General features: G+C 59.2%; 18 protein-coding genes. 14 read left to right on the top strand and 4 right to left on the bottom strand.

Features of this window, described 5'->3' with window-relative positions; all coding sequences use genetic code 11:
- Positions 1 to 18: 18 nt before the first annotated feature.
- From ACR0J5_RS14160 to ACR0J5_RS14145, 4 genes are read left to right on the top strand one after another with little or no spacing between them, the layout of a single operon-like run.
- A complete protein-coding gene (locus tag ACR0J5_RS14160; protein WP_480654392.1) occupies positions 19 to 666 on the top strand; it encodes a CDP-alcohol phosphatidyltransferase family protein in 648 nt (215 codons plus the stop codon).
- Entirely contained in the window at positions 663 to 1,859 is a 1,197-nt protein-coding gene (locus ACR0J5_RS14155; protein ID WP_480654390.1) for an ABC transporter substrate-binding protein, read from the top strand. The genes ACR0J5_RS14160 and ACR0J5_RS14155 overlap by 4 nt, the downstream gene beginning before the upstream one ends.
- Positions 1,849 to 3,561, top strand: a complete 1,713-nt coding sequence (locus ACR0J5_RS14150; protein WP_480654388.1) for an ABC transporter permease — start codon at positions 1,849 to 1,851, stop codon at positions 3,559 to 3,561. The genes ACR0J5_RS14155 and ACR0J5_RS14150 overlap by 11 nt, the downstream gene beginning before the upstream one ends.
- Complete coding sequence (locus ACR0J5_RS14145) at positions 3,554 to 4,201, top strand: ATP-binding cassette domain-containing protein (RefSeq protein WP_480654386.1); 648 nt, start codon at positions 3,554 to 3,556, stop codon at positions 4,199 to 4,201. The genes ACR0J5_RS14150 and ACR0J5_RS14145 overlap by 8 nt, the downstream gene beginning before the upstream one ends.
- A 57-nt stretch (positions 4,202 to 4,258) precedes the next feature.
- Here ACR0J5_RS14145 and ACR0J5_RS14140 read toward each other — a convergent pair whose 3' ends face one another.
- The 4 genes from ACR0J5_RS14140 to ACR0J5_RS14125 form a co-directional block, all read right to left on the bottom strand.
- Entirely contained in the window at positions 4,259 to 4,945 is a 687-nt protein-coding gene (locus tag ACR0J5_RS14140) for a sugar transferase (protein ID WP_480654384.1), read from the bottom strand.
- A gap of 279 nt (positions 4,946 to 5,224) precedes the next feature.
- Positions 5,225 to 7,360 (bottom strand): polysaccharide biosynthesis tyrosine autokinase, encoded by a 2,136-nt coding sequence (locus ACR0J5_RS14135; protein WP_480654382.1) that lies wholly within the window; start codon positions 7,358 to 7,360, stop codon positions 5,225 to 5,227.
- 235 nt (positions 7,361 to 7,595) lie between these two features.
- Positions 7,596 to 7,751: a hypothetical protein gene (locus ACR0J5_RS14130; protein ID WP_480654380.1), complete on the bottom strand. Its 156-nt coding sequence runs from the start codon at positions 7,749 to 7,751 to the stop codon at positions 7,596 to 7,598.
- Positions 7,752 to 7,818: 67 nt separating this feature from the next.
- Entirely contained in the window at positions 7,819 to 8,757 is a 939-nt protein-coding gene (locus ACR0J5_RS14125; protein WP_480654378.1) for a c-type cytochrome, read from the bottom strand.
- A gap of 96 nt (positions 8,758 to 8,853) precedes the next feature.
- On the opposite strand from ACR0J5_RS14125, the gene ACR0J5_RS14120 reads away from it, so the two are divergent.
- The 10 genes from ACR0J5_RS14120 to ACR0J5_RS14075 all read left to right on the top strand — a co-directional run bounded on the left by ACR0J5_RS14120 (position 8,854) and on the right by ACR0J5_RS14075 (position 19,347).
- Positions 8,854 to 9,378, top strand: coding sequence for an RNA polymerase sigma factor (locus ACR0J5_RS14120; protein ID WP_480654376.1), 525 nt, complete (start codon positions 8,854 to 8,856; stop codon positions 9,376 to 9,378).
- Positions 9,375 to 10,121, top strand: coding sequence for a hypothetical protein (locus ACR0J5_RS14115; protein ID WP_480654374.1), 747 nt, complete (start codon positions 9,375 to 9,377; stop codon positions 10,119 to 10,121). The genes ACR0J5_RS14120 and ACR0J5_RS14115 overlap by 4 nt, the downstream gene beginning before the upstream one ends.
- A gap of 58 nt (positions 10,122 to 10,179) precedes the next feature.
- A complete protein-coding gene (locus tag ACR0J5_RS14110; protein WP_480654372.1) occupies positions 10,180 to 11,259 on the top strand; it encodes a helix-turn-helix domain-containing protein in 1,080 nt (359 codons plus the stop codon).
- Between the two features lie 139 nt (positions 11,260 to 11,398).
- The gene (gmd, locus tag ACR0J5_RS14105) at positions 11,399 to 12,523 is read left to right on the top strand and encodes a GDP-mannose 4,6-dehydratase (RefSeq protein WP_480654370.1); all 1,125 of its coding nucleotides are present in this window, start codon (positions 11,399 to 11,401) and stop codon (positions 12,521 to 12,523) included.
- Between the two features lie 10 nt (positions 12,524 to 12,533).
- Positions 12,534 to 13,511, top strand: coding sequence for a GDP-L-fucose synthase (gene fcl, locus ACR0J5_RS14100; protein WP_480654368.1), 978 nt, complete (start codon positions 12,534 to 12,536; stop codon positions 13,509 to 13,511).
- Between the two features lie 323 nt (positions 13,512 to 13,834).
- On the top strand, positions 13,835 to 14,881 hold the full coding sequence (locus ACR0J5_RS14095; RefSeq protein ID WP_480654366.1) for an ABC transporter ATP-binding protein: 1,047 nt from the start codon (positions 13,835 to 13,837) through the stop codon (positions 14,879 to 14,881).
- On the top strand, positions 14,869 to 15,966 hold the full coding sequence (locus ACR0J5_RS14090) for an ABC transporter ATP-binding protein (RefSeq protein ID WP_480654365.1): 1,098 nt from the start codon (positions 14,869 to 14,871) through the stop codon (positions 15,964 to 15,966). The genes ACR0J5_RS14095 and ACR0J5_RS14090 overlap by 13 nt, the downstream gene beginning before the upstream one ends.
- The gene (locus ACR0J5_RS14085; protein WP_480654363.1) at positions 15,963 to 17,474 is read left to right on the top strand and encodes an ABC transporter substrate-binding protein; all 1,512 of its coding nucleotides are present in this window, start codon (positions 15,963 to 15,965) and stop codon (positions 17,472 to 17,474) included. The genes ACR0J5_RS14090 and ACR0J5_RS14085 overlap by 4 nt, the downstream gene beginning before the upstream one ends.
- Before the next feature lie 63 nt (positions 17,475 to 17,537).
- Positions 17,538 to 18,482, top strand: coding sequence for an ABC transporter permease (locus tag ACR0J5_RS14080; protein ID WP_480654361.1), 945 nt, complete (start codon positions 17,538 to 17,540; stop codon positions 18,480 to 18,482).
- A gap of 1 nt (position 18,483) precedes the next feature.
- Positions 18,484 to 19,347 carry an ABC transporter permease gene (locus tag ACR0J5_RS14075; RefSeq protein WP_480654359.1) on the top strand — a complete coding sequence of 288 codons (864 nt, stop codon included), beginning with the start codon at positions 18,484 to 18,486 and terminating at the stop codon, positions 19,345 to 19,347.
- Positions 19,348 to 19,353 lie beyond the last annotated feature (6 nt).

Genomic DNA, 19,353 nt, shown 5'->3' with positions numbered 1-19,353 from the left:
ACAGTTCGAAAACCGCTGATGCTTGACACCCATATCCGCCCTCTGATCGACCCGCCTTTGAACGCGTTGGGCCAGAGGCTTGCGGCACGGGGCATGTCGGCCAATACGGTCACTCTGGTCGGTCTGGGCTTTGGCCTGCTTGCAGCCGCGTCGATTGCTGCGGGCTTCCCCGGTGTGGCGGTTGTGCTGATTTTGCTGTCCCGCCTGGCCGACGGGCTGGATGGGGCCGTCGCACGGGCGCAGCAAAAAACGGACTTTGGCGGCTATCTGGATATCACCTGCGATTTCCTGTTTTACGGCGTCATTCCGATGGCTTTTATCTGGGCCGATACGGCCGTAAATGCGATTGCGGGCGCATGGCTGCTGACCAGCTTTTACTTCAACGGGGCAACATTTCTGGCCTACGCGATCTTGGCTGAAAAGCATGGGATGAAATCCCGCAAGCACGGCTCAAAGTCGCTGTATTTCACCGGCGGGCTGTTAGAAGGGACCGAGACCATAGCCTTCTTTGTCCTGATCTGCCTGTTGCCCGCCTGGTTTGCCCCAATGGCCTGGGTGTTTGGCGCGGCGTGTTTTATCACTGCTGCCTCGCGCATCCTGCTGGCCCGTCAGGAATTCGCCCCCTCAGACACTAAGGCCCCCTCTGGAATGAAGGAACGTCCATGAAACACTTTATTGCCGCCGCTCTTACCGTTTTGGCCGGAGCCGCCTGGGCGGAACCCGACCCTGCCAATTGGGAGGATGTGCTGTCCGAGGCAGACGGTCAGACGGTCTATTGGAACGCCTGGGGTGGATCGACCACGACCAACGACTTCATCGAATGGGTTGGAACCCGCGTCAAAGAAGACCACGGCGTCACGCTGGAACATGTGAAACTGACGGACACGGCAGATGCGGTCAGCCGCGTGATTGCCGAGAAATCCAGTGGCAAGGACAGCGGCGGCGCCATTGATCTCATCTGGATTAACGGGGCCAATTTCAATGCGATGAAACAGGCCAATCTGCTGTTCGGCCCCTTCGCCGAAGCCTTGCCCAACTGGCAGTTTGTGGATGTTGACGGCAAGACTGTCACCACCGATTTCACCGTCCCCACCGAAGGGTTTGAAAGCCCGTGGGCCATGGCGCAGGTGGTCTTCATCTATGACAGTGAGGTTCTGCCGGAACCACCGAAATCCGCAGCCGCCCTTCGCGAATGGATCGCCGCGAATCCCGGGCGTTTCACCTTTCCGCAGCCACCCGATTTTCTGGGCACCACCTTCCTGAAACAGATGCTGATCGAACTGGTCGAGGACCCTGCGGTACTGCAGCAACCGGCCGGAGAGAACTATGCCGAGGTCACAGCTCCTTTGTGGGGCTGGCTCAAAGATGTCACGCCAGACCTGTGGCGCTCGGGTCGGGCCTATCCGCAAACCGGACCGCGCCAGTTGCAATTGATCAATGATGGTGAGGTTGACATGGCGATCAGCTTTTCGCCGGGTGAGGCAACCGCCGCCATCGAAAACCAGCAATTGCCCGAAAGCGCTCGCACCTTTGTGCTGGACGGCGGCACCTTGGGCAATGCCAGTTTCGTAGCCATCCCCTATAATGCCTCCGCCAAGGCCGGAGCTATGGTCGTCGCCAATTTCCTGCTGAGCCCCGAAGCCCAACTGCGGGCACAGCGCCCTGATGTTCTGGGCTATGGCACGGTGCTGGACATGGACGCTTTGCCTGCCGAAGATCGCGCCGCCTTTGATGGGTTGGAGCTTGGCGTCGCCACCTTGTCCCCGGCTGAGCTGGGTCAGGTTCTGCCTGAGCCGCATCCAAGCTGGATGACCAAGATCGAAAAAGACTGGGCCGAGCGTTACGGCGTTGGCAATTAAAACCAAATCCGGCGTAGGGCTTGGCCTTGCGCCGGCTGTGACCATCGCCGTTCTGCTGGGGCCGATCGCCGCCGGATTGTTCGGCACGATTGTCCCGGCCTTCGGTGGCATGCGTTTTGACGGCAATAATGCACTTTCTGTCGATCCGTGGCGTCAGATGTGGGCTGAGCCGGGGTTTGTACAAGCCGGTTGGCTGTCGTTGAAGACCGGGATTCTATCCACCCTCGGCGCGCTTTTATGCTGTCTGTTTCTGATCGCTGGCTGGCATGGCACGCGGATCTTCATCCGGATTGAGCGGCTGTTATCCCCTTTGTTGTCCGTGCCGCATGCAGCGGCGGCTTTGGGGCTGGCCTTTCTGATTGCCCCTTCGGGCTGGATCGCACGCTTGTCCTCACCCTGGCTGACGGGCTGGGATCGGCCGCCCGATGTGCTGATCGTTCAAGACCCGGGTGGTTGGGCCCTGATGGCCGGATTGCTGGTGAAAGAGCTGCCCTTTCTTTTGCTGATGGCATTGGCCGCGTTGCCTCAGATCAACGCTGCGGATCGGATGAAAGTGGCTCAGGCACTGGGATATGGAAAAGTGCGAGGGTGGTTTCTGGCTGTTATGCCGACGCTTTATGCGCAGATCCGTTTGCCGATTTACGCGGTGCTGGCCTATGCGATGTCGAATGTGGACGTGGCAATGGTTCTGGGTCCGTCGCGCCCGCCGACGCTGTCGATTTTCATTCTGCGCTGGATGACTGATCCCGATCTGGCTTTGCGCGCCCCGGCTGCCGCTGCCGCATTGGTGCAACTGGGGTTGGTCGCCGGCGCAATCATCCTGTGGCGTGGCGGAGAAAAGCTGGTGGCGGTTCTGGTCCATCGCGCAGTCGAAAGCGGCAAGCGCAGCGCAGGATTGCGCGATCACCTGTCGCGGGGTGCGGCGCTGATCGTCTGTGGTGCGGCCGGGTTGGCGATTTTCGGTGGGCTGCTCAGCCAGTTGGTTTGGTCCTTCGCCGGCCGCTGGCGCTTTCCCGAGGGGCTGCCGCAGACATTCAACCTGACTGCCTGGGACAGGTACGGTCCGGATGCCTTGGACCTGACCCGGCTGACGCTTGGCCTCGCCTTTGCCACCGCTTTCATTGCGCTGATCCTTGTGGTCAGCTGCCTTGAGGCGGAGACACGGCGCGGGCAGGCGATGAACCGAACCGGGTTGCTGATCTTGTATCTGCCGCTGATCCTGCCTCAGATCGCGTTTCTGCCCGGATTGCAGATTCTGATGATCCAGATTGGCGCGGCGCAGGGCCTGGTCCCTGTGATCCTGACCCACCTTGTATTTGTCCTGCCTTATGTTTTTCTCGCGCTGGCTGGTCCGTTCCGCGCATTGGACAGCCGCTATGCCCGTATCGGCGCCAGTATGGGGATAGGCGAAACCCAGATTTTGTTCCGCATTCGCCTGCCCATGCTGCTTGCCCCGATCCTGACGGCGCTCGCGGTCGGGATGGCGGTGTCGGTGGGCCAATACCTCGCCACGCTATTAACCTCGGGCGGGCGTGTCAGCACCTTGACGACCGAGGCGCTTGCTCTGTTTTCTGGCGGCGACCGCCGGGCCATCGGAATCTGGACATTGGCGCTGGCCTTGGCGGCCTGGCTGCCTTTTGCGCTGGCATTGCTGATCCCACGGATCGTATTCAGAAACAGGATCGGATTGCGACATGACTAAACCGGGTCTGAGTCTGGATCATCTGGTGATCCGCTATGCAGATGGTCGGCCACTGATTTCGGTTCACACAACTGTACCGCAGGGAGGCGTCGTCAGCCTGATGGGCCCGTCAGGGGTTGGGAAGTCAACGATTTTGGCAGCGATCTCGGGCACGCTGCCACCGACCTTTCAGGCCGAGGGCACGATTGCTTTGAACGGTCGTATCCTGAACGGTTTGCCACCGCAAAACCGCAAGGTGGGTATTCTGTTTCAAGAACATCTATTGTTCCCGCATTTGTCTGTTGGGCAAAATATCGGGTTCGGCTTGCCGCACCGTACTGCTGATCGCCGAGACAAGATCCGGACAGCCTTGTCTGAGATCGAGTTGGAAGGGTTCGAAGATCGCGACCCAGCCACCTTGTCGGGAGGTCAACGCGCCAGGGTGGCCCTTATGCGGATGTTGTTGTCCGAACCCGAGGCGCTGCTGTTGGATGAACCTTTTTCCCGATTGGATATCACTCTGCGTGCGCAGATGCGCGCCCTTGTATTTCAGCGTGCAAAGGCCGCGAGGCTGCCTGTGATTCTAGTGACACATGATGCTGCGGATGCCGAAGCGGCAGAAGGTGAAGTGATCGAGCTTTCGGTAGGCGGTTCGGAATGATCTTTGTGAAGTGTAAACTGAAATGAGGGCCCTTCAGCATTTTACGTCTGCCAGGCCTTACCGACCTGTTTTTAAGAACACTGCGACCAGAGTTTTGGCAAGGATGACGATGTCGAAAAGGAAACTCTGTTTGGCGACATAGCTGACATCCATTGCAACCCGTTCGCGGTAGCTTATGCCATTTCTTCCCGAAACCTGCCAAACTCCCGTAATTCCCGGTTTCTGTGCAATATATGCCGGAGCAGATCTGCCATATTTCAGCAGTTCTACTGCAACCACAGGGCGCGGGCCGACAAAGCTCATGTCTCCTTTCAGCACGTTCCAGATTTGCGGCAACTCATCGAGGCTGGTTTTGCGCAAGATATGACCCAAGCGATGAATCCGGGGGTCATCGCTGAGTTTATGGTCGCGGTCCCATTCCGCCGCCGCTTTGGGGTTCGTTTCAAGATGGTGCTTTAGCTGGGTGTCTGCATCCACGACCATGCTGCGGATTTTCCAGCACTTGAACAGTCTGCCGTTCTGTCCAACGCGGGTGTGGGCGAAGAAACCCGGCCCCCCGTCACGACGCACCAGATACCATAGAAAAAGAACCGCAGGGGCGACTATCGGTACCAAAAGCAAGGCCAGCATGATGTCAAAAATACGTTTTCCAACCCATGTGTAGATTTTTGAAACGGATCTGGGTGGGGTAGCCGGTTTCAGGGAAAAATCGTGCGGATGCACAGATTGAGAAAAGTCCAACATCACAAAACGCTCTCAGACCTGAACCCGATCTTGGCTGGCCAAGACGGGTTTCAAACGCTGACCCGGACAGGCCAGTGTTATGAAAGATTTAAGAAAAAAGTGAACTTTTGGTTAATAATGTATGTACTTACGTGTGCGTATGACGGCAGTGATCGATCATGTTGCCGATTGACGCCTGAAACCTGTCGGCGGCGCACACGCGTTCAGTGCGGCTGGGGAAACGCAAACCAGACCTTCTGTAGGCGAGGCAGATTTGTTTTGCCGGTTCGGAACCAGACGTCAGTTATTGTAGTACTTGTTCGCGTAACTGCCGTAGGAATACCTGTAATGTTTGGCCGTTCGGGCATTGATCTGTCCCAGAACCAGACCGGTCAGGCGCTGGTTGTCGGTGTGGAACAGGCGCATGGCCTCGGCGATGTCCTGTTCGGATGTTGCATCCCATTTGACGGTCAACAGCACCGCATCTGCGTTGCGTGCGATCAGGCGCGCGTCTGATACCAACAGCACCGGCGGCGTGTCGATCAGGATGATGTCGTAGTGCTTGCGCACCTCTTCCAGAAAATGGCGGAACCGGTCCGAGGCAAACAGGTCCGCGGCATTGGCCGAGGTCTTTTCGCCAGCCATAATATCACAGCCCAGAAGGGGGTCCTGAAAGATCGCTGCGGGCGCTGGGATATCACCGGACAAAACCGACACGATCCCACGCTCGGGCGCGCCCTCAAGCTGTCCGGTCAGGGTCAGGCGGCGGATGTCGCCCTCAACTAGAAGGACTTTCTTGCCAATACCGACAAAGTTCTGCGCCAACGCCAGAGCATTGGTGGTTTTCCCTTCACCCGGCAAGGAGGAGGTGATCACAACAACCTGTGGCGGCTGGTCCACATTGGACAGCATCAGCGACGTGCGTAGATTTCGAACCGCCTCGGCCGTGGCGGATGAGGGCTTGTCGGCCAGATATTGCAGAACTTTGTGGCGGTTGCGGGCCGGGAATGTGGGGATTTGACCCAGAACGCTGTAGCCTGTCTTGCGCTCCAACTCTTGCGCCGAACGATAGCCTTTGCGGCGCATTTCGATCAGCAACACGATACCGGCACCCAGCATCAGGCCCAGAATGCCCGACAGCGCCAGAATGCGTGATTTCTGCGGAGAAGCGGGCACAGAGGGAATGACCGCGTTCGACAATTGGCGGCTGTCTGCTTTCTGGATACCTTCCTGCGCCGAGGTCTCTTTCAAGCGGGCCAGAAAATACTCGTATAGGAGCCGAACGGCCTCGGCTTCGCGGACGAGTTGCTGAAGGGTGATCAAGTCGGCACTTTGCTGGCCGATCTGTCGGCTCAGTTCATCGGCGGATTGCGATAGGGTCTGCGCCTGTTGGGTGGCCCGTTGTGCCTCAAGCGCGGTGCGCGCGACCAGCCGCTGAAACGCGATGTCAAAGGCGGCCTCACCCGATCCGTTGTTCTCGACCTGAGCGTAGAGGCGTCGCAGCTGCGGATCGTCGCTCGCCTCGGCTTGCGCAGCCCGGCTGTCTGCCACTTGCAGGGCGTCGTACCGCGCCTGAGCCGCAACCCGGGTCGCCTCGGCCGAGACCCGCCGTTCGCGCAGTTCCTTAAGCTGAACTTCCTGCAATTGCAGCGCCTCGGGTGAGATCAAAGCGGTGGTCGCATTGAACTCATTCACCTTCGCTTCGGCGGTTTCCAGATCAACCTGCAATTCGGACACGCGCCCGGTCAGCCATTCGGTGGCCTGTTCGGTGGCGTCAAACTTCACTTCGATCTGGTTGAGGACATAGAGTTCGACGATCGTGTCTGCGATCAAGGCGGATTTGCGGGCCTGTTCCGTTTCTACGGTGACGTTGAACACCAGACTCTGGCGTATGTTCTGGACCGATACCCTGTCCAACAAGGCGCTGATCACGCTGTCCCGTGTCAGTTGTGCCGACAATGCCTCGGGAAGCTGAGGTTGCTCGGGCTGTGCTCCAAGCGTGGATTTGATGAACAATTTGGCCTGATGGATGGTCGAAACAGGCCGCAAGTCACTATTGAATTCAGGGTCCGAGATCAGGTTCAGCCTGTCGACGACTTTCCCCATCAGACCACGGGATTTCAGCACTTCCAGTTCGGAATTGACCTCGACCGTGTCACCGGCCAGACCGCCTACGACGCTTTGCAAATCCACCACGCTGGCCTGTTCGGTTTCAAGCATGACAACGGCTGTGGAACGATAGAGCGGGACCGCAGCGACATAGGCATAGTAAACACCAATCAAAAGGGTCGCGATGGTCGCCAAGCCAATGATCCATTTGTCGCGCCACAGCGTTCCCAGCAGGGCCATAAGGTCAATCGAGTCGTTTTCGGAGACATCGTTCATCGAAGCGGGGATGGATTGGAATTGCGCTTCGTTGATTGGCGTTTGCTTCATTTCAAAGTCAAAATCCTGAGTGCGGAAGGGCGCAACACTGTTGCGATTGTGCTCTCTGCATGGCTGCACGACATAAATAAAGGCCCGCGTAAAATTGGCTACCAGTTCTCGTCTTTGCAGAAGGTCGGCAATGAAAAGTGTTGTTTCAACACAAGATTGGTCTTCGACGGGACCGAGTATAACTAGGCTTTACTGATGGTCTTGATTGTTACTTTGTGTGTTAAAAAACAGATAATTACTGTCCGGGCATACAAAGCGAGAGCAGGTTTTGCTGAGCCTGGACCTCATAGTTTGATGCAATTTTCTCAAAAAACTGTTCCAGCGTTAACCTTTTGGAAACGAATAGTTCTATTGGGGCGGCAAGGATGATGTGTTTCAGCTCTGTAGCCATTTACCGACCCTCCGCGCCCTGTGGCCCCGGCAAAGCGCCGCGCCACAGGAGACGCATATAGGTGACCTTAGTCCTGAGACTCGGCCTGGATGTAGGCGATGACGTTAACCACATCTTCGTCTTTTTTCAGGCCGGGAAACTGCATTTTGTTACCCGGTACGGTGCCCTTGGGGTCGGTCAGAAACGCCGTCAGAGTTTCCGGGGTCCAGACAAGGCCCGACTCTTGCAAGGGCCCTGAATAGCGAAAGCCCTCGACCTGACCTGCAGTTGCGCCGATGATCCCGTGCAGTGACGGGCCGACGGCATTGCGACCCTCTTTCAGCTGGTGGCAAGCCTTGCATTTGCGAAACACTTTTTTACCGGCTTTGAGATCACCCTCTAATGCGGCGATCGCGACCGGAGCAGCGGATGCTGCTGCGGCCTCTTTGTCATCCAGGTTGAACACCAGACGGGCGGTGATCGGAACGGTTCGGGTAATACCGGGCAGGCTGGCCAGCTCCATCAACTTGTCCACTCCGGCATTCACCCCGGCATCTTCGGTGCTGAGGAAGACCATGTCGTTGGTTGAAACCATCACCGATGTGTCAGAAATACGAAGCACGAACATCTCGGCATCAAACTCGACATCTGTGCCCACCAGTGACAGAGCGGCCTCGACGTCGATGACGGCGGTTTCACCGACGGCCAGCGCCTTGACTTCATCCATATCGAACTGAGCCGTCAGGGCAGCGGTGCCCGCATTGCGGAACACATGTTCGATCATGCGCTCGTTGCGGATGTCGATATTGGTCTCGACCGAGGACAGGTCGATCTCGATCTCGGCCTTGCCGTCGGGGCTGACATGGCCGCTCAGATTGGTGAAAGAATTGACCTCGCCAACGGTGTCTTTCTTTACGGTGCCATAGGCCAAATGCGATGCGTCAGGGGCCAGGGTCCAGGTTTCCGCCAGCGTTGGGGTTGCAACAATTGCCGACGCAATTGTGACTGCCTTCAACAGAAGTTTCATTTCTTTCCTCCAAAGTATATGTCAGTCCTGACCCCGCGGGCCCGGTCCGTGAAAGACAAACACACATAGGTCGCAATTTATTCGATGGACGTTGAAATGAATTCCGAACAGGCGGTGCGCGGCGCGATCCAGACACATTCGAAACGTGTCTGGCGGTTCGGGCTGGCCCTGTCGGGGGCGTCCGACGTGGCCGATGATCTGCTACAATCCACTTGTCTGCGCGCGTTGGAGCGCCACCATCAGGTCACCTCGCATGATCGGCTGGACAGTTGGCTGATGACGATTTGCCGCTCGATCTGGTTGAATGAGGTGCGCGCGCGTTCGGTTCGCAAGGCGCAGGCGCTGTCTGTCACGCCCGAGGTGGAATTAATTGCACCCGGACCGGATTCTGAAACGAATATTTTCGCGGCTGAGGTGTTTACAGAAGTGATGCACCTGCCAGAAGCGCAACGAGAGACAGTTATGCTTGTGTTTGTCGAAGGCTATAGCTACCGCGAAGCCGCTGCGTTGTTGGAGGTGCCGATAGGAACCATCATGAGCCGGTTGTCCAACGCCCGGCAGAAACTGAAATCCGTGATGCAGCACGATGCTGCGGACGCCGTTCGACGGAGTGGCAAATGAAGTTTTCCGATGAGGCGCTGACAGCGTATCTGGAAGGCACACTGGAAGAGGCCGAAGCGACCGCGATTGAAGCAGCAGTCGAGGCCGACCCCGAGCTTGAGCAGCGTCTGATGGCGCTGGACCCGTTTGCGCAAGTTGTGCAATCGGTCTTTGAGCATGTGCCCGCCGAGGCACCTGTTGTTGATCTGCCTGACCCGGTGCCAGCGGCACCAGTACGCGCTGCGGGCGGCGGGTTGCGCCTGCTGGCGGTCGCCGCCTCGGTGGCCATTGTCGCTGTGTCGACCACGGTCTGGTTCACCCGGCCGGAGCCACTGGGATGGGCACAGCAGGCGGCCATTTACCAGTCGCTTTACGTGCCCGACACAATTGCTTCGCTAGACAGTTCACCCGAGGCGCTGGACGCACAGTTTGCGCTGGCCGAGGCGGAACTGGGCCGTTCGCTGAACCGTGAGGCGCTTGAGGCGCTGCCGGGGATGGAGCTGAAACGCGCGCAGGTTCTGTCCTTTAAAGGCAAGCCGCTTATTCAGGTGGTGTTTGCTGATGAGCAGGGGCAGCCCTTTGCCTTCTGTGTGATCCGCCAGGGCGAAGGCGCCCCCAGCAAGGATGTAAAACAGGCGGTTCTGAGCGGCTTGGCCACGGCAACATGGGCGCAGGACGGATATGGCTACATGCTGATTGGCAGCAAAGGGCAATCCGATCTGAGCGGTCAGCTGGACCTGCTGAGCAAGACTTTCGCGGGCTGAGGGCCGGGGCTGTAAAAACGCCTTGTGAACCGCGGCAAATCCTCGAAATATACGGGGTATGACGCCGAAACCTGCCCTGCCTGATCCAGAAGACGACGCGGATGCGGTCGGTCCCGCCAGTATTTATGACGTGGACCCGCCCGAGGACGACGATCTGTGGTTCTTACCGCCTTCGGATGAAGAGGCGATTGATGAGTTTCTGCCGCCGGGCCCAAAGGCGGACCGGCGTCTGCTGTTCGATCCAAGGGAATGGCGCGCGGCACAGGCAGAACTGTCTTATGAGCTTGCCGATCTTGCCGCGATCTTCGGAGCGCTGGATGAGCGTTTGCGCGCAGGTCCAAAAGGATGGGGGCATCGTCTTGCTTTGATGGATGTGTCTGATCTGGGCTGGTGGACCGGCGACCGGATCAGCGTGGACCGGCTGGCTTTGTGGACAGGTCTACGGATCGGGGCGACCGGGGATGACGTGCAGGCCCTGTTCCGCGCCGGTTGGGCTGTGCGTCGCTTGACGGCGGGTTCTGGCCCATCTGACGGCGGCTGGGAAACCGGGCTGACAGCGTTTCTGGACCGTATGGCGCAGGGGATCGATGACATCCCCGAAGCGGTTGCCGATCTGGCCGAGGTTATGGGCAACACCGAAGGGCTGCACCCTGTCACCCAGGCCGCAATAGCCTTTCACGCCTGGCGGGCCCTGTCACCAGGAATTGGTCAGGACACCGAAGCTGCCATCATTGCCGCCCGTCACGCGGCCACGATGGGTCGCGGCGGTGCCATGTTCATGCCGCTGGCCCTGTCCGGCCCGGGCGCGCTGCGCGGGGTCGGGGAAGTGGATGAAAAGCTTTCCGCCTGGGTGCGCGGTTCGGGGCAGGCCGCGTTGGCCGCATTGATGCATCTGGACCGTGTAAGCGCCTGGGAACAGCGCGCGCGCGAAGCCACAAGCGGGCTCAGCGGGCGCACGCCGCCCTTGCTGATCGACGTGTTGACGGCCTGGCCCATGGTCTCGGCGCCGTTGGCCGAGGAATTGACCAAAGCCTCGCGCGCCGCCGTTCAGCGCAACATCGATCGCTTTACCCGGCGTGGCCTGATCCGCGAGGTGACAGGGCAGGGCCGCTACCGAGTCTGGACAGCGTCGCTTTGACGAAGCAGACCGGATTTAGGGGGAAAAGCAGGAAGTTGCCGTCAGTGGAACGGGTTCAAGGTGGTCTTGGGTTGCAATTCGCCCATTCTTGCTGTTTTTGAGCCGTCAAAGACGCACCAATATTCCGTGGGACGAAAAGATGACAAAAAAGGCTTTGATTACTGGAATTACCGGGCAGGACGGATCTTATCTGGCCGAATTTCTGCTTGAAAAAGGATATGAAGTTCACGGGATCAAGCGCCGGGCATCGTCGTTCAACACCCAGCGGATCGACCATATCTATCAGGACCCGCATGTTCCGAACCCGAAACTGCACCTGCACTACGGTGATCTGAGCGACACGTCGAACCTGACACGTATCATTCAGGAAGTGCAGCCGGATGAGGTTTACAACCTCGGCGCGCAATCGCATGTGGCGGTCAGCTTTGAATCCCCCGAATACACCGCCGATGTCGACGCCATCGGCACGCTGCGCCTGCTGGAAGCGATCCGCTTTCTGGGGCTGGAAAAAAAGACCCGGTTCTATCAGGCGTCGACCTCAGAGCTTTACGGTCTGGTGCAGGAAATCCCGCAGCGTGAAACGACACCGTTCCACCCGCGCTCACCCTATGCGGTGGCCAAGCTCTATTCCTACTGGATCACGGTGAACTACCGCGAAGCCTATGGGATGTATGCCTGCAACGGCATCCTGTTCAATCACGAAAGCCCCCGCCGGGGCGAGACCTTTGTGACCCGCAAGATCACCCGTGGTCTGGCGAACATCGCGCAGGGGCTGGAACAGTGTCTCTATATGGGCAATATCGACAGCCTGCGCGATTGGGGCCACGCCAAAGACTATGTGCGGATGCAGTGGCTGATGCTGCAACAGGACACGCCCGAAGATTTCGTGATCGCAACCGGCGTGCAGTATTCCGTTCGTCAGTTCATCGAATGGTCGGCGGCCGAGCTGGGCGTAACGCTGGACTTCACCGGTGAGGGTGTGGATGAGATTGCAACCGTCAAATCGATCGAGGGCGACAACGCGCCTGCCCTGAAACCCGGCGACGTGATCATGCGCATCGATCCGCAGTATTTCCGTCCGGCTGAGGTGGAAACGCTGCTGGGCGATCCGACCAACGCCAAGACCAAACTGGGCTGGGAGCCGGAACTGACCGTTCAGGAAATGTGTGCCGAGATGGTTGTCGAAGACCTGAAAACCGCCAAACGCCACGCTCTGCTGAAAGAGCATGGCTATGAGTTGCCGGTAAGTCTGGAGAACGGCTGAGGAGAGCCCCATGCGCAAGATCTATGTAGCAGGCCACCGTGGCATGGTTGGCGGCGCGATCCTGCGCCGTTTGCAAGACCGCAAAGACGCCGGCGAAGCGCTGGAGCTGATCACCCGCACCCATGCCGAGCTGGACCTGACCGATCAGGCCGCCGTGCGGGAGTTCATGCAGGCTGAACGCCCCGATGTTGTGATCCTGGCCGCCGCAAAGGTGGGTGGGATTCACGCCAATAACACCTATCCGGCGGATTTCATCTACGACAACCTGATGATCGAATGTAACGTGATCCATCAGGCGTTTGCGGCGGGTGTAAAACATTTGCTGCAACTGGGCAGTTCCTGCATCTACCCGCGCGCTGTACCGCAGCCCATGCGCGAGGATGCCCTGCTGACCGGTGTTCTTGAGCCGACCAATGAACCCTATGCAGTGGCCAAGATCGCCGGGATCAAGCTGTGCGAAAGCTATAACCGGCAGCACGGGGTCGATTACCGCTCGGTCATGCCGACCAACCTTTATGGGCCGGGGGATAATTTCCACCCCGAAAACAGCCATGTTCTGCCCGCCCTGATCCGCCGGTTCCACGAGGCGCAGCGGGACGGTCTGGACGAGGTGGTAATCTGGGGCACCGGCAAACCTCGGCGCGAATTCCTGCATGTGGATGACATGGCCGAGGCATCCTTGTTCGTGCTCGACCTTCCCCACGATGTCTACGCGGCAAACACGGAACCGATGCTGAGCCATATCAATGTTGGCTGCGGCGAAGATGTGTCGATCGCGGAACTGGCAGCATTGGTGGCGAAAACCACCGGATTTAACGGCAAGATAACGCAGGATACCAGCAAACCCGATGGCACCCTGCGCAAGCTGATGGATGTGTCCCGTCTGGCGGATATGGGCTGGCGCGCGCGTGTTGGCCTGGAAGATGGTATTCGCGAAACTTATGCGTGGTTCCTGGACCAGGCGGACGCCGATCTTCGCGCCAAGTGAAGACCTGCAAACCAACAAACCCGGAATCAGCTGCCCTCACCTTTGGTTGCTGATTCCCCCGCGCCAGTTACCTGTGACTTCTAACCCAACGGCGCATAGTTTGGCCTGTTCGGCTTAGAAAAAGGCGTCTTTTGGCCGCCTTGTTTCGTCTGAGACCATCATAAATCACGGATTCTGATGCCAGCGCAAAGCGTTGGGCCGTTCGGTATTCGCGTTGCTCAAATCAAAGGCATTCCACCGCAATCGGGCGAGGCGGGGCGAAAAAAGACGATCATGCGTTGACAAGCAGATTTCAAAAATGCAACCAATCGCATAAAGGTTACATGAAAAGGTTGCAATCGTTGCCCGACCGCGCCACCAGTTCTCAGCCAGTATCGGACGGTTCGATCCTGAAACTGTCCGCCTTCAGCCTGTCATTTCGTGGTCAGCCAGCGGCGGCGGTTGACGGGCTGAGCCTGTCGGTCCAGGCTGGCGAAACCCTGTGCATCGTGGGCGAGTCCGGTTGCGGGAAATCGGTTACAGCAATGGCATTGATGGGGTTGCTGCCGCGCGACGTGATCGACATCCCCTCGGGGCAGTTGGAGTTTGAGGGCCACACCTATGACCTGCGCACCCAGCAGGTTGACGCGGAAACGCGGGGCGACCGGATGGCGATGATCTTTCAGGAGCCGATGACCTCGCTCAACCCCGCGTTCAAGGTCGGCGATCAGATCACCGAGGCCGTCCTGCATCATCGCAACTGCAGTCGGGCTGAGGCGGACGCAAGCGCGCTTGCCATGCTGCGCCGCGTTGGTATCCCGGCTCCGGAACAACGTTTGAATGAATATCCGCATCAGCTTTCGGGTGGCATGCGGCAACGGGTGATGATCGCGATGGCGCTGATCAACAACCCGTCGCTGCTGATCGCAGATGAGCCAACAACGGCGTTGGACGTGACCATTCAGGCGCAGATTCTGGACCTGATCCGGGAACTTCAGGCCGAAACCGGCATGGGCGCTGTGTTCATCACCCACGACCTTGGTGTCGTGGCTGAAATCGCGACCAATGTAGCCGTGATGTATGGTGGCCAGATCGTCGAAAGCGGCCCGGTGGATGCGGTGTTCGACGACCCACAACACCCCTATACGATTGGCCTCATGAGTTCGGTTCCACGGATGGCCGGCGCGCGGGATCGGTTGATCACCGTTCCGGGGACGGTGCCGTCACTGGCCGATATGCCGAAAGGGTGCCGGTTTCGCACGCGCTGTCCCTTTGCCACCGATGACTGTGCCGAACGTCCAAGCCTGTCAGAGATAGCGCAGGGAGAGCATGCCGTTGCCTGCCACTATGCCCCGCTGGAACAGCTCAAGGGGGTCCGATGCGCGATGTAATCCTTGAGGCGCGGAACCTCACCCGTCATTTCACGCTGGGCGCAGGGTTGTTCGAACGCAAGACGGTTGTGCGCGCGGTTGATGGGGTATCCTTGTCGGTGCGCAAGGGCGAGACCTTTGCCATCGTCGGGGAATCCGGCTGCGGGAAATCCACGCTTGCCCGCCTGCTGATGCGTCTGGATCGCCCGACATCCGGCCAAGTTCTTTTTGACGGGCAAGAGGTTCAGGACCTCGCGCGCCGCGACATGGCCCCGCTGCGCCAAAAGATGCAGTTCGTGTTCCAGGACCCGTTTTCCTCGCTCAACCCGCGCATGACCGTGGGCAAGCTGGTTGGTGAACCACTGGAGATCCACGCGCCGGAACTGGACGAAGGCGCGCGCCGTCAGAAAGTGGCCGCGCTGTTGGCGCAGGTCGGGCTTTTGCCGGACCACGCAAACCGTTACCCGCACGAATTCTCGGGCGGTCAAAGGCAGCGGATCGGGATCGCCCGTGCGCTGGCCTCGGGGCCGGAGCTGTTGATCGGGGATGAACCTGTCTCAGCGCTTGATGTGTCTGTGCAGGCGCAGGTGGTCAATCTGCTGAACGATCTGAAACAAGATCTGGACCTGACGCTGGTGATCATCGCCCATGATCTGGCCGTGATCCGGCATATGAGCGACCGAATCGCGGTGATGTATCTGGGACAGGTGGTCGAAACCGGCCCGGCGGATCAGGTGTTCGAAGAGCCGCGCCACCCCTATACCCACGCGTTGTTGTCGGCGATCCCGGAACCCGAACCGGGCCGCGCGCGTAATCACATGGCTCTGACGGGGGAAACGCCCAGCCCGTCTTCTCCGCCATCGGGGTGCCGGTTTCATACGCGTTGCCCCTTTGCACAGGATGATTGCCGGGCGCAGGCCCCGGTTCTGGATGACGCAGGCGGGGACCATCACGTCGCCTGCCATCACTGGAAAACCATACCAGAGGCCGGAAAACCGGCCCCGCCACGGCGTCGCAGCGCCGGAGCAGAAGAGCGGTTCGCGCTGTATCGCGCGGCTGTCCAATCTTCGCAGAATTCTGCCAAAAACAGAGAGGAATTATCATGAATGTCTTGAAAACCGGACTGATAGCCGGATTACTTGGCGCCACGGCACTATCCGCCCAGGCTGCCGATCTGCGTATCGCCCTACAATCGGATGCCGATGTGCTGGACCCTGATCAGTCACGTACTTTCGTGGGGCGCATTGTCTATGCCTCGATGTGCGACAAGCTGGTCGACATCACCCCTGATCTGGAACTGATCCCGCAATTGGCGACTGGCTGGGAATGGAGCGAGGATGGCACATCCCTGACCATGACGCTGCGCGAAGGCGTGGTGTTCCATGACGGCACGCCGTTCAACGCGCAGGCCGTGGCGGACAATATCGACCGCTCGCAAAACCTTGAGGAATCGCGCCGCAAGTCCGAGTTGAAATCGGTCACCGGTGTGGATGTGGTCGATGACTATACCGTCCGCTTCAACATGGCCGCACCTGATGCGACCCTTCTGGCACAATTCGCCGACCGGTCGGGCATGATGGTTTCCCCCACCGCAGCCAAGGCGGCCGGGGCCGATTTTGGCCTGAACCCGGTCTGCTCCGGCCCGTTCAAATTCAAGGAACGCGTGGCACAGGACCGGATCGCGCTGGAACGGTTCCCCGACTATTGGAACGCGGAAGAAATCCATTTCGATAGCGTCACCTTCCTGCCGATCCCGGACACCACTGTGCGTCTGGCCAACCTGCAATCGGGTGACATTGACATGCTGGAACGTCTGGCCGCGACCGATCTGGCGCAGGCCGAAGGCGATGGTGGTATCAACGTCGAACGCGCTGTTTCGTTGGGGTATCAAGGCATTACTATGAACGTGAACAATGGCGACAAGGGCGACAACCCTTGGGGCAATGACAAACGTTTGCGTCAGGCGCTCAGCTACGCTCTGGACCGCGATGCAATCAACCAAGTCGTGTTCGAGGGTGCGTTCGCACCGGGCAACCAACCTTTCCCGCCCACGTCCCCTTGGTATGACGCCGATCACCCGGTGCCTGCGCGCGATGTGGACAAGGCCAAGGCCCTGCTGGCCGAGGCGGGCTATCCCGACGGCATCGATCTTGAGGTTCAGGTGCCCAACACCACCGTTCCGCTGCAATTGATGCAGGTGGTGCAGGCCATGGCCGCCGAGGCCGGGATCAATATCGAGATCACGTCCAAGGAATTCGCCACCCTGCTGGCCGATCAAAGCGCCGGTGACTATCAGGCCAGCCAGATCGGATGGTCGGGCCGCGTGGACCCCGATGGCAATATCCACCAGTTCATGACCACCGGCGGCGGCATCAATGACAGCCACTATTCCGATCCGAAAGTGGATGAGATGCTGAACAACGCCCGCGCCTCGACCGATTTCGATGCGCGCAAGGCGGAATATGACAGCGCGCGGGACATTCTGGCGCAGGATATGCCCATTGTGTACCTCTACCACCAGACATGGATCTGGGCGCTGGATGATGGCCTCAAAGGGTTCACCCCTTACCCCGACGGCATGATCCGTCTGGAAGGCGTGAAGCTGGAGAAATAAGCCTCTCACCCCCCGCCCGGTCCTGTGGCCGGGCGGGTACCTTTGACCGAAAGCCCTGATCTTATGCTGTCTTTCATCCTCCGCCGCATTCTGATTGCGATCCCGACGATCCTGCTGATCTCGGTCTTTGTGTTCAGCCTGCAAAAACTGCTGCCCGGTGACCCGGTCCTTGCCATGGCAGGTGAGGAGCGCGATCCCGAAGTGCTGGAATTCCTGCGCGAGAAATACCGCCTGAACGATCCGATCCCGGTGCAATACCTCACATGGGTGGGCAACGCGTTGCAGGGCGATCTGGGGATTTCGCTGCGGACCAATCAGCCGGTGACCGAGTTGATTGCCGAAAAGCTGCCGGTGACGATCCAACTGGCCGTCATGGCGATCCTGTTTGCACTGGTGATCGGGATACCCGCTGGGATCCTGTCCGCAGTCAAAAAAGGCACCGTGACAGACTACATCGCCAATATCGTGGCCCTGTCCGGGCTGTCGATTCCGAATTTCTGGCTGGGGATCATGCTGATCCTGCTGGTGTCGGTGAAACTGAACCTTCTGCCAGCCTCGGGCTATGTGCCGCTGTCCGAGGACCCGGTGAAATCGATCACCACCATGCTGATGCCCGCCTTTGTATTGGGCACCGCGCTGGCCGCGACACTGATGCGGCATACACGGTCGGCGATGCTGGGCGTGCTGAAATCCGATTACGTGCGCACCGCGCGCGCCAAGGGTCTCTATGAACGCCGCGTGGTTCTGAAACACGCTTTTCGCAATGCGCTGACCCCGATTGTCACGCTGACCGCGCTGCTGTTCGGAGAGCTGATTGCAGGCGCCGTTCTGACCGAGCAAATCTTTACCATCCCCGGCTTCGGCAAGATGGTCGTCGATGCGGTGTTCAATCGTGACTATGCCGTGGTGCAGGGCATCGTTCTGGTCACGGCCGTGGGGTTCATTGTGATGAACCTGCTGGCGGATGTGGCCTACGTGCTGCTGAACCCCCGTCTGAGGAACGCCTGACATGGCCCTAGCCGATCCCATCCTCGCGCGGCGTCCCGAAAACCGGGTCTGGAAGAAATTCCGCACCCACAAAAGCGCCATGCTGGGCGGTTTTCTGGTCACGTTCTTTGTGCTGATCGCCCTTCTGGCCCCGATCCTGCCAGTGCCCGACCCGGCGGCCACCGACTGGGGCGCGGTGCGCAAACCACCCACCGCAGCGCATCCGTTTGGCACCGATGAGATCGGGCGGGACGTGCTGTCCCGCATGATCTGGGGCGCACAGGCGTCTTTGCTGGCTGGCGTGGTCTCGGTCGGAATCGCCGTCCTTCTGGGCGTCCCGCTGGGCATCGTCGCGGGCTATTTCGGCGGCTGGATTGACGCGATCATCTCACGCTGCACCGAGGCGTTGCTGGCCGCGCCGTTCCTGATCCTCGCCATCGCGCTGGCGGCGTTTCTGGGCCCATCTTTGACCAATGCGATGATTGCGATTGGCCTGTCGGCCACCCCGATCTTCATCCGCCTCACCCGAGGGCAGGTCCTGTCGGTACGGGCCGAAGACTACGTGACCTCGGCACGTGCCATCGGTTTGCCGACGTTGAAAATCCTCAGCCGCTACATCTTCCCCAACGTGCTGCCACCTGTGCTGGTGCAGGCGACGCTGACCATTGCCACCGCCATCATTGCCGAGGCGTCGCTATCTTTCCTTGGCCTCGGCCAGCAACCGCCCGCGCCAAGCTGGGGATCGATGCTGAACACCGCCAAGAACTTCCTCAACCAGGCCCCGTGGATGGCCATGTGGCCGGGCATCGCGATCTTCCTCGTGGTGCTGGGGTTCAACCTTTTGGGCGACGGGCTGCGCGATGCGCTGGACCCGCGCGAACATTGATTTCGG

It is taken from the genome of Ruegeria sp. BE1, assembly GCF_056538885.1.
This window is presented reverse-complemented; position numbering and strand designations above follow the sequence as displayed.

Coding starts and splice junctions, on each gene's coding strand:
- ACR0J5_RS14160 (WP_480654392.1), top strand. CDS start 19: ATGCTTGACACCCATATCCGCCCTCTGATCGACCCGCCTTTGAACGCG.
- ACR0J5_RS14155 (WP_480654390.1), top strand. CDS start 663: ATGAAACACTTTATTGCCGCCGCTCTTACCGTTTTGGCCGGAGCCGCC.
- ACR0J5_RS14145 (WP_480654386.1), top strand. CDS start 3,554: ATGACTAAACCGGGTCTGAGTCTGGATCATCTGGTGATCCGCTATGCA.
- ACR0J5_RS14140 (WP_480654384.1), bottom strand. CDS start 4,945: ATGTTGGACTTTTCTCAATCTGTGCATCCGCACGATTTTTCCCTGAAA.
- ACR0J5_RS14135 (WP_480654382.1), bottom strand. CDS start 7,360: ATGAAGCAAACGCCAATCAACGAAGCGCAATTCCAATCCATCCCCGCT.
- ACR0J5_RS14130 (WP_480654380.1), bottom strand. CDS start 7,751: ATGGCTACAGAGCTGAAACACATCATCCTTGCCGCCCCAATAGAACTA.
- ACR0J5_RS14125 (WP_480654378.1), bottom strand. CDS start 8,757: ATGAAACTTCTGTTGAAGGCAGTCACAATTGCGTCGGCAATTGTTGCA.
- ACR0J5_RS14120 (WP_480654376.1), top strand. CDS start 8,854: ATGAATTCCGAACAGGCGGTGCGCGGCGCGATCCAGACACATTCGAAA.
- ACR0J5_RS14115 (WP_480654374.1), top strand. CDS start 9,375: ATGAAGTTTTCCGATGAGGCGCTGACAGCGTATCTGGAAGGCACACTG.
- ACR0J5_RS14110 (WP_480654372.1), top strand. CDS start 10,180: ATGACGCCGAAACCTGCCCTGCCTGATCCAGAAGACGACGCGGATGCG.
- gmd (WP_480654370.1), top strand. CDS start 11,399: ATGACAAAAAAGGCTTTGATTACTGGAATTACCGGGCAGGACGGATCT.
- fcl (WP_480654368.1), top strand. CDS start 12,534: ATGCGCAAGATCTATGTAGCAGGCCACCGTGGCATGGTTGGCGGCGCG.
- ACR0J5_RS14095 (WP_480654366.1), top strand. CDS start 13,835: ATGAAAAGGTTGCAATCGTTGCCCGACCGCGCCACCAGTTCTCAGCCA.
- ACR0J5_RS14090 (WP_480654365.1), top strand. CDS start 14,869: ATGCGCGATGTAATCCTTGAGGCGCGGAACCTCACCCGTCATTTCACG.
- ACR0J5_RS14085 (WP_480654363.1), top strand. CDS start 15,963: ATGAATGTCTTGAAAACCGGACTGATAGCCGGATTACTTGGCGCCACG.
- ACR0J5_RS14080 (WP_480654361.1), top strand. CDS start 17,538: ATGCTGTCTTTCATCCTCCGCCGCATTCTGATTGCGATCCCGACGATC.
- ACR0J5_RS14075 (WP_480654359.1), top strand. CDS start 18,484: ATGGCCCTAGCCGATCCCATCCTCGCGCGGCGTCCCGAAAACCGGGTC.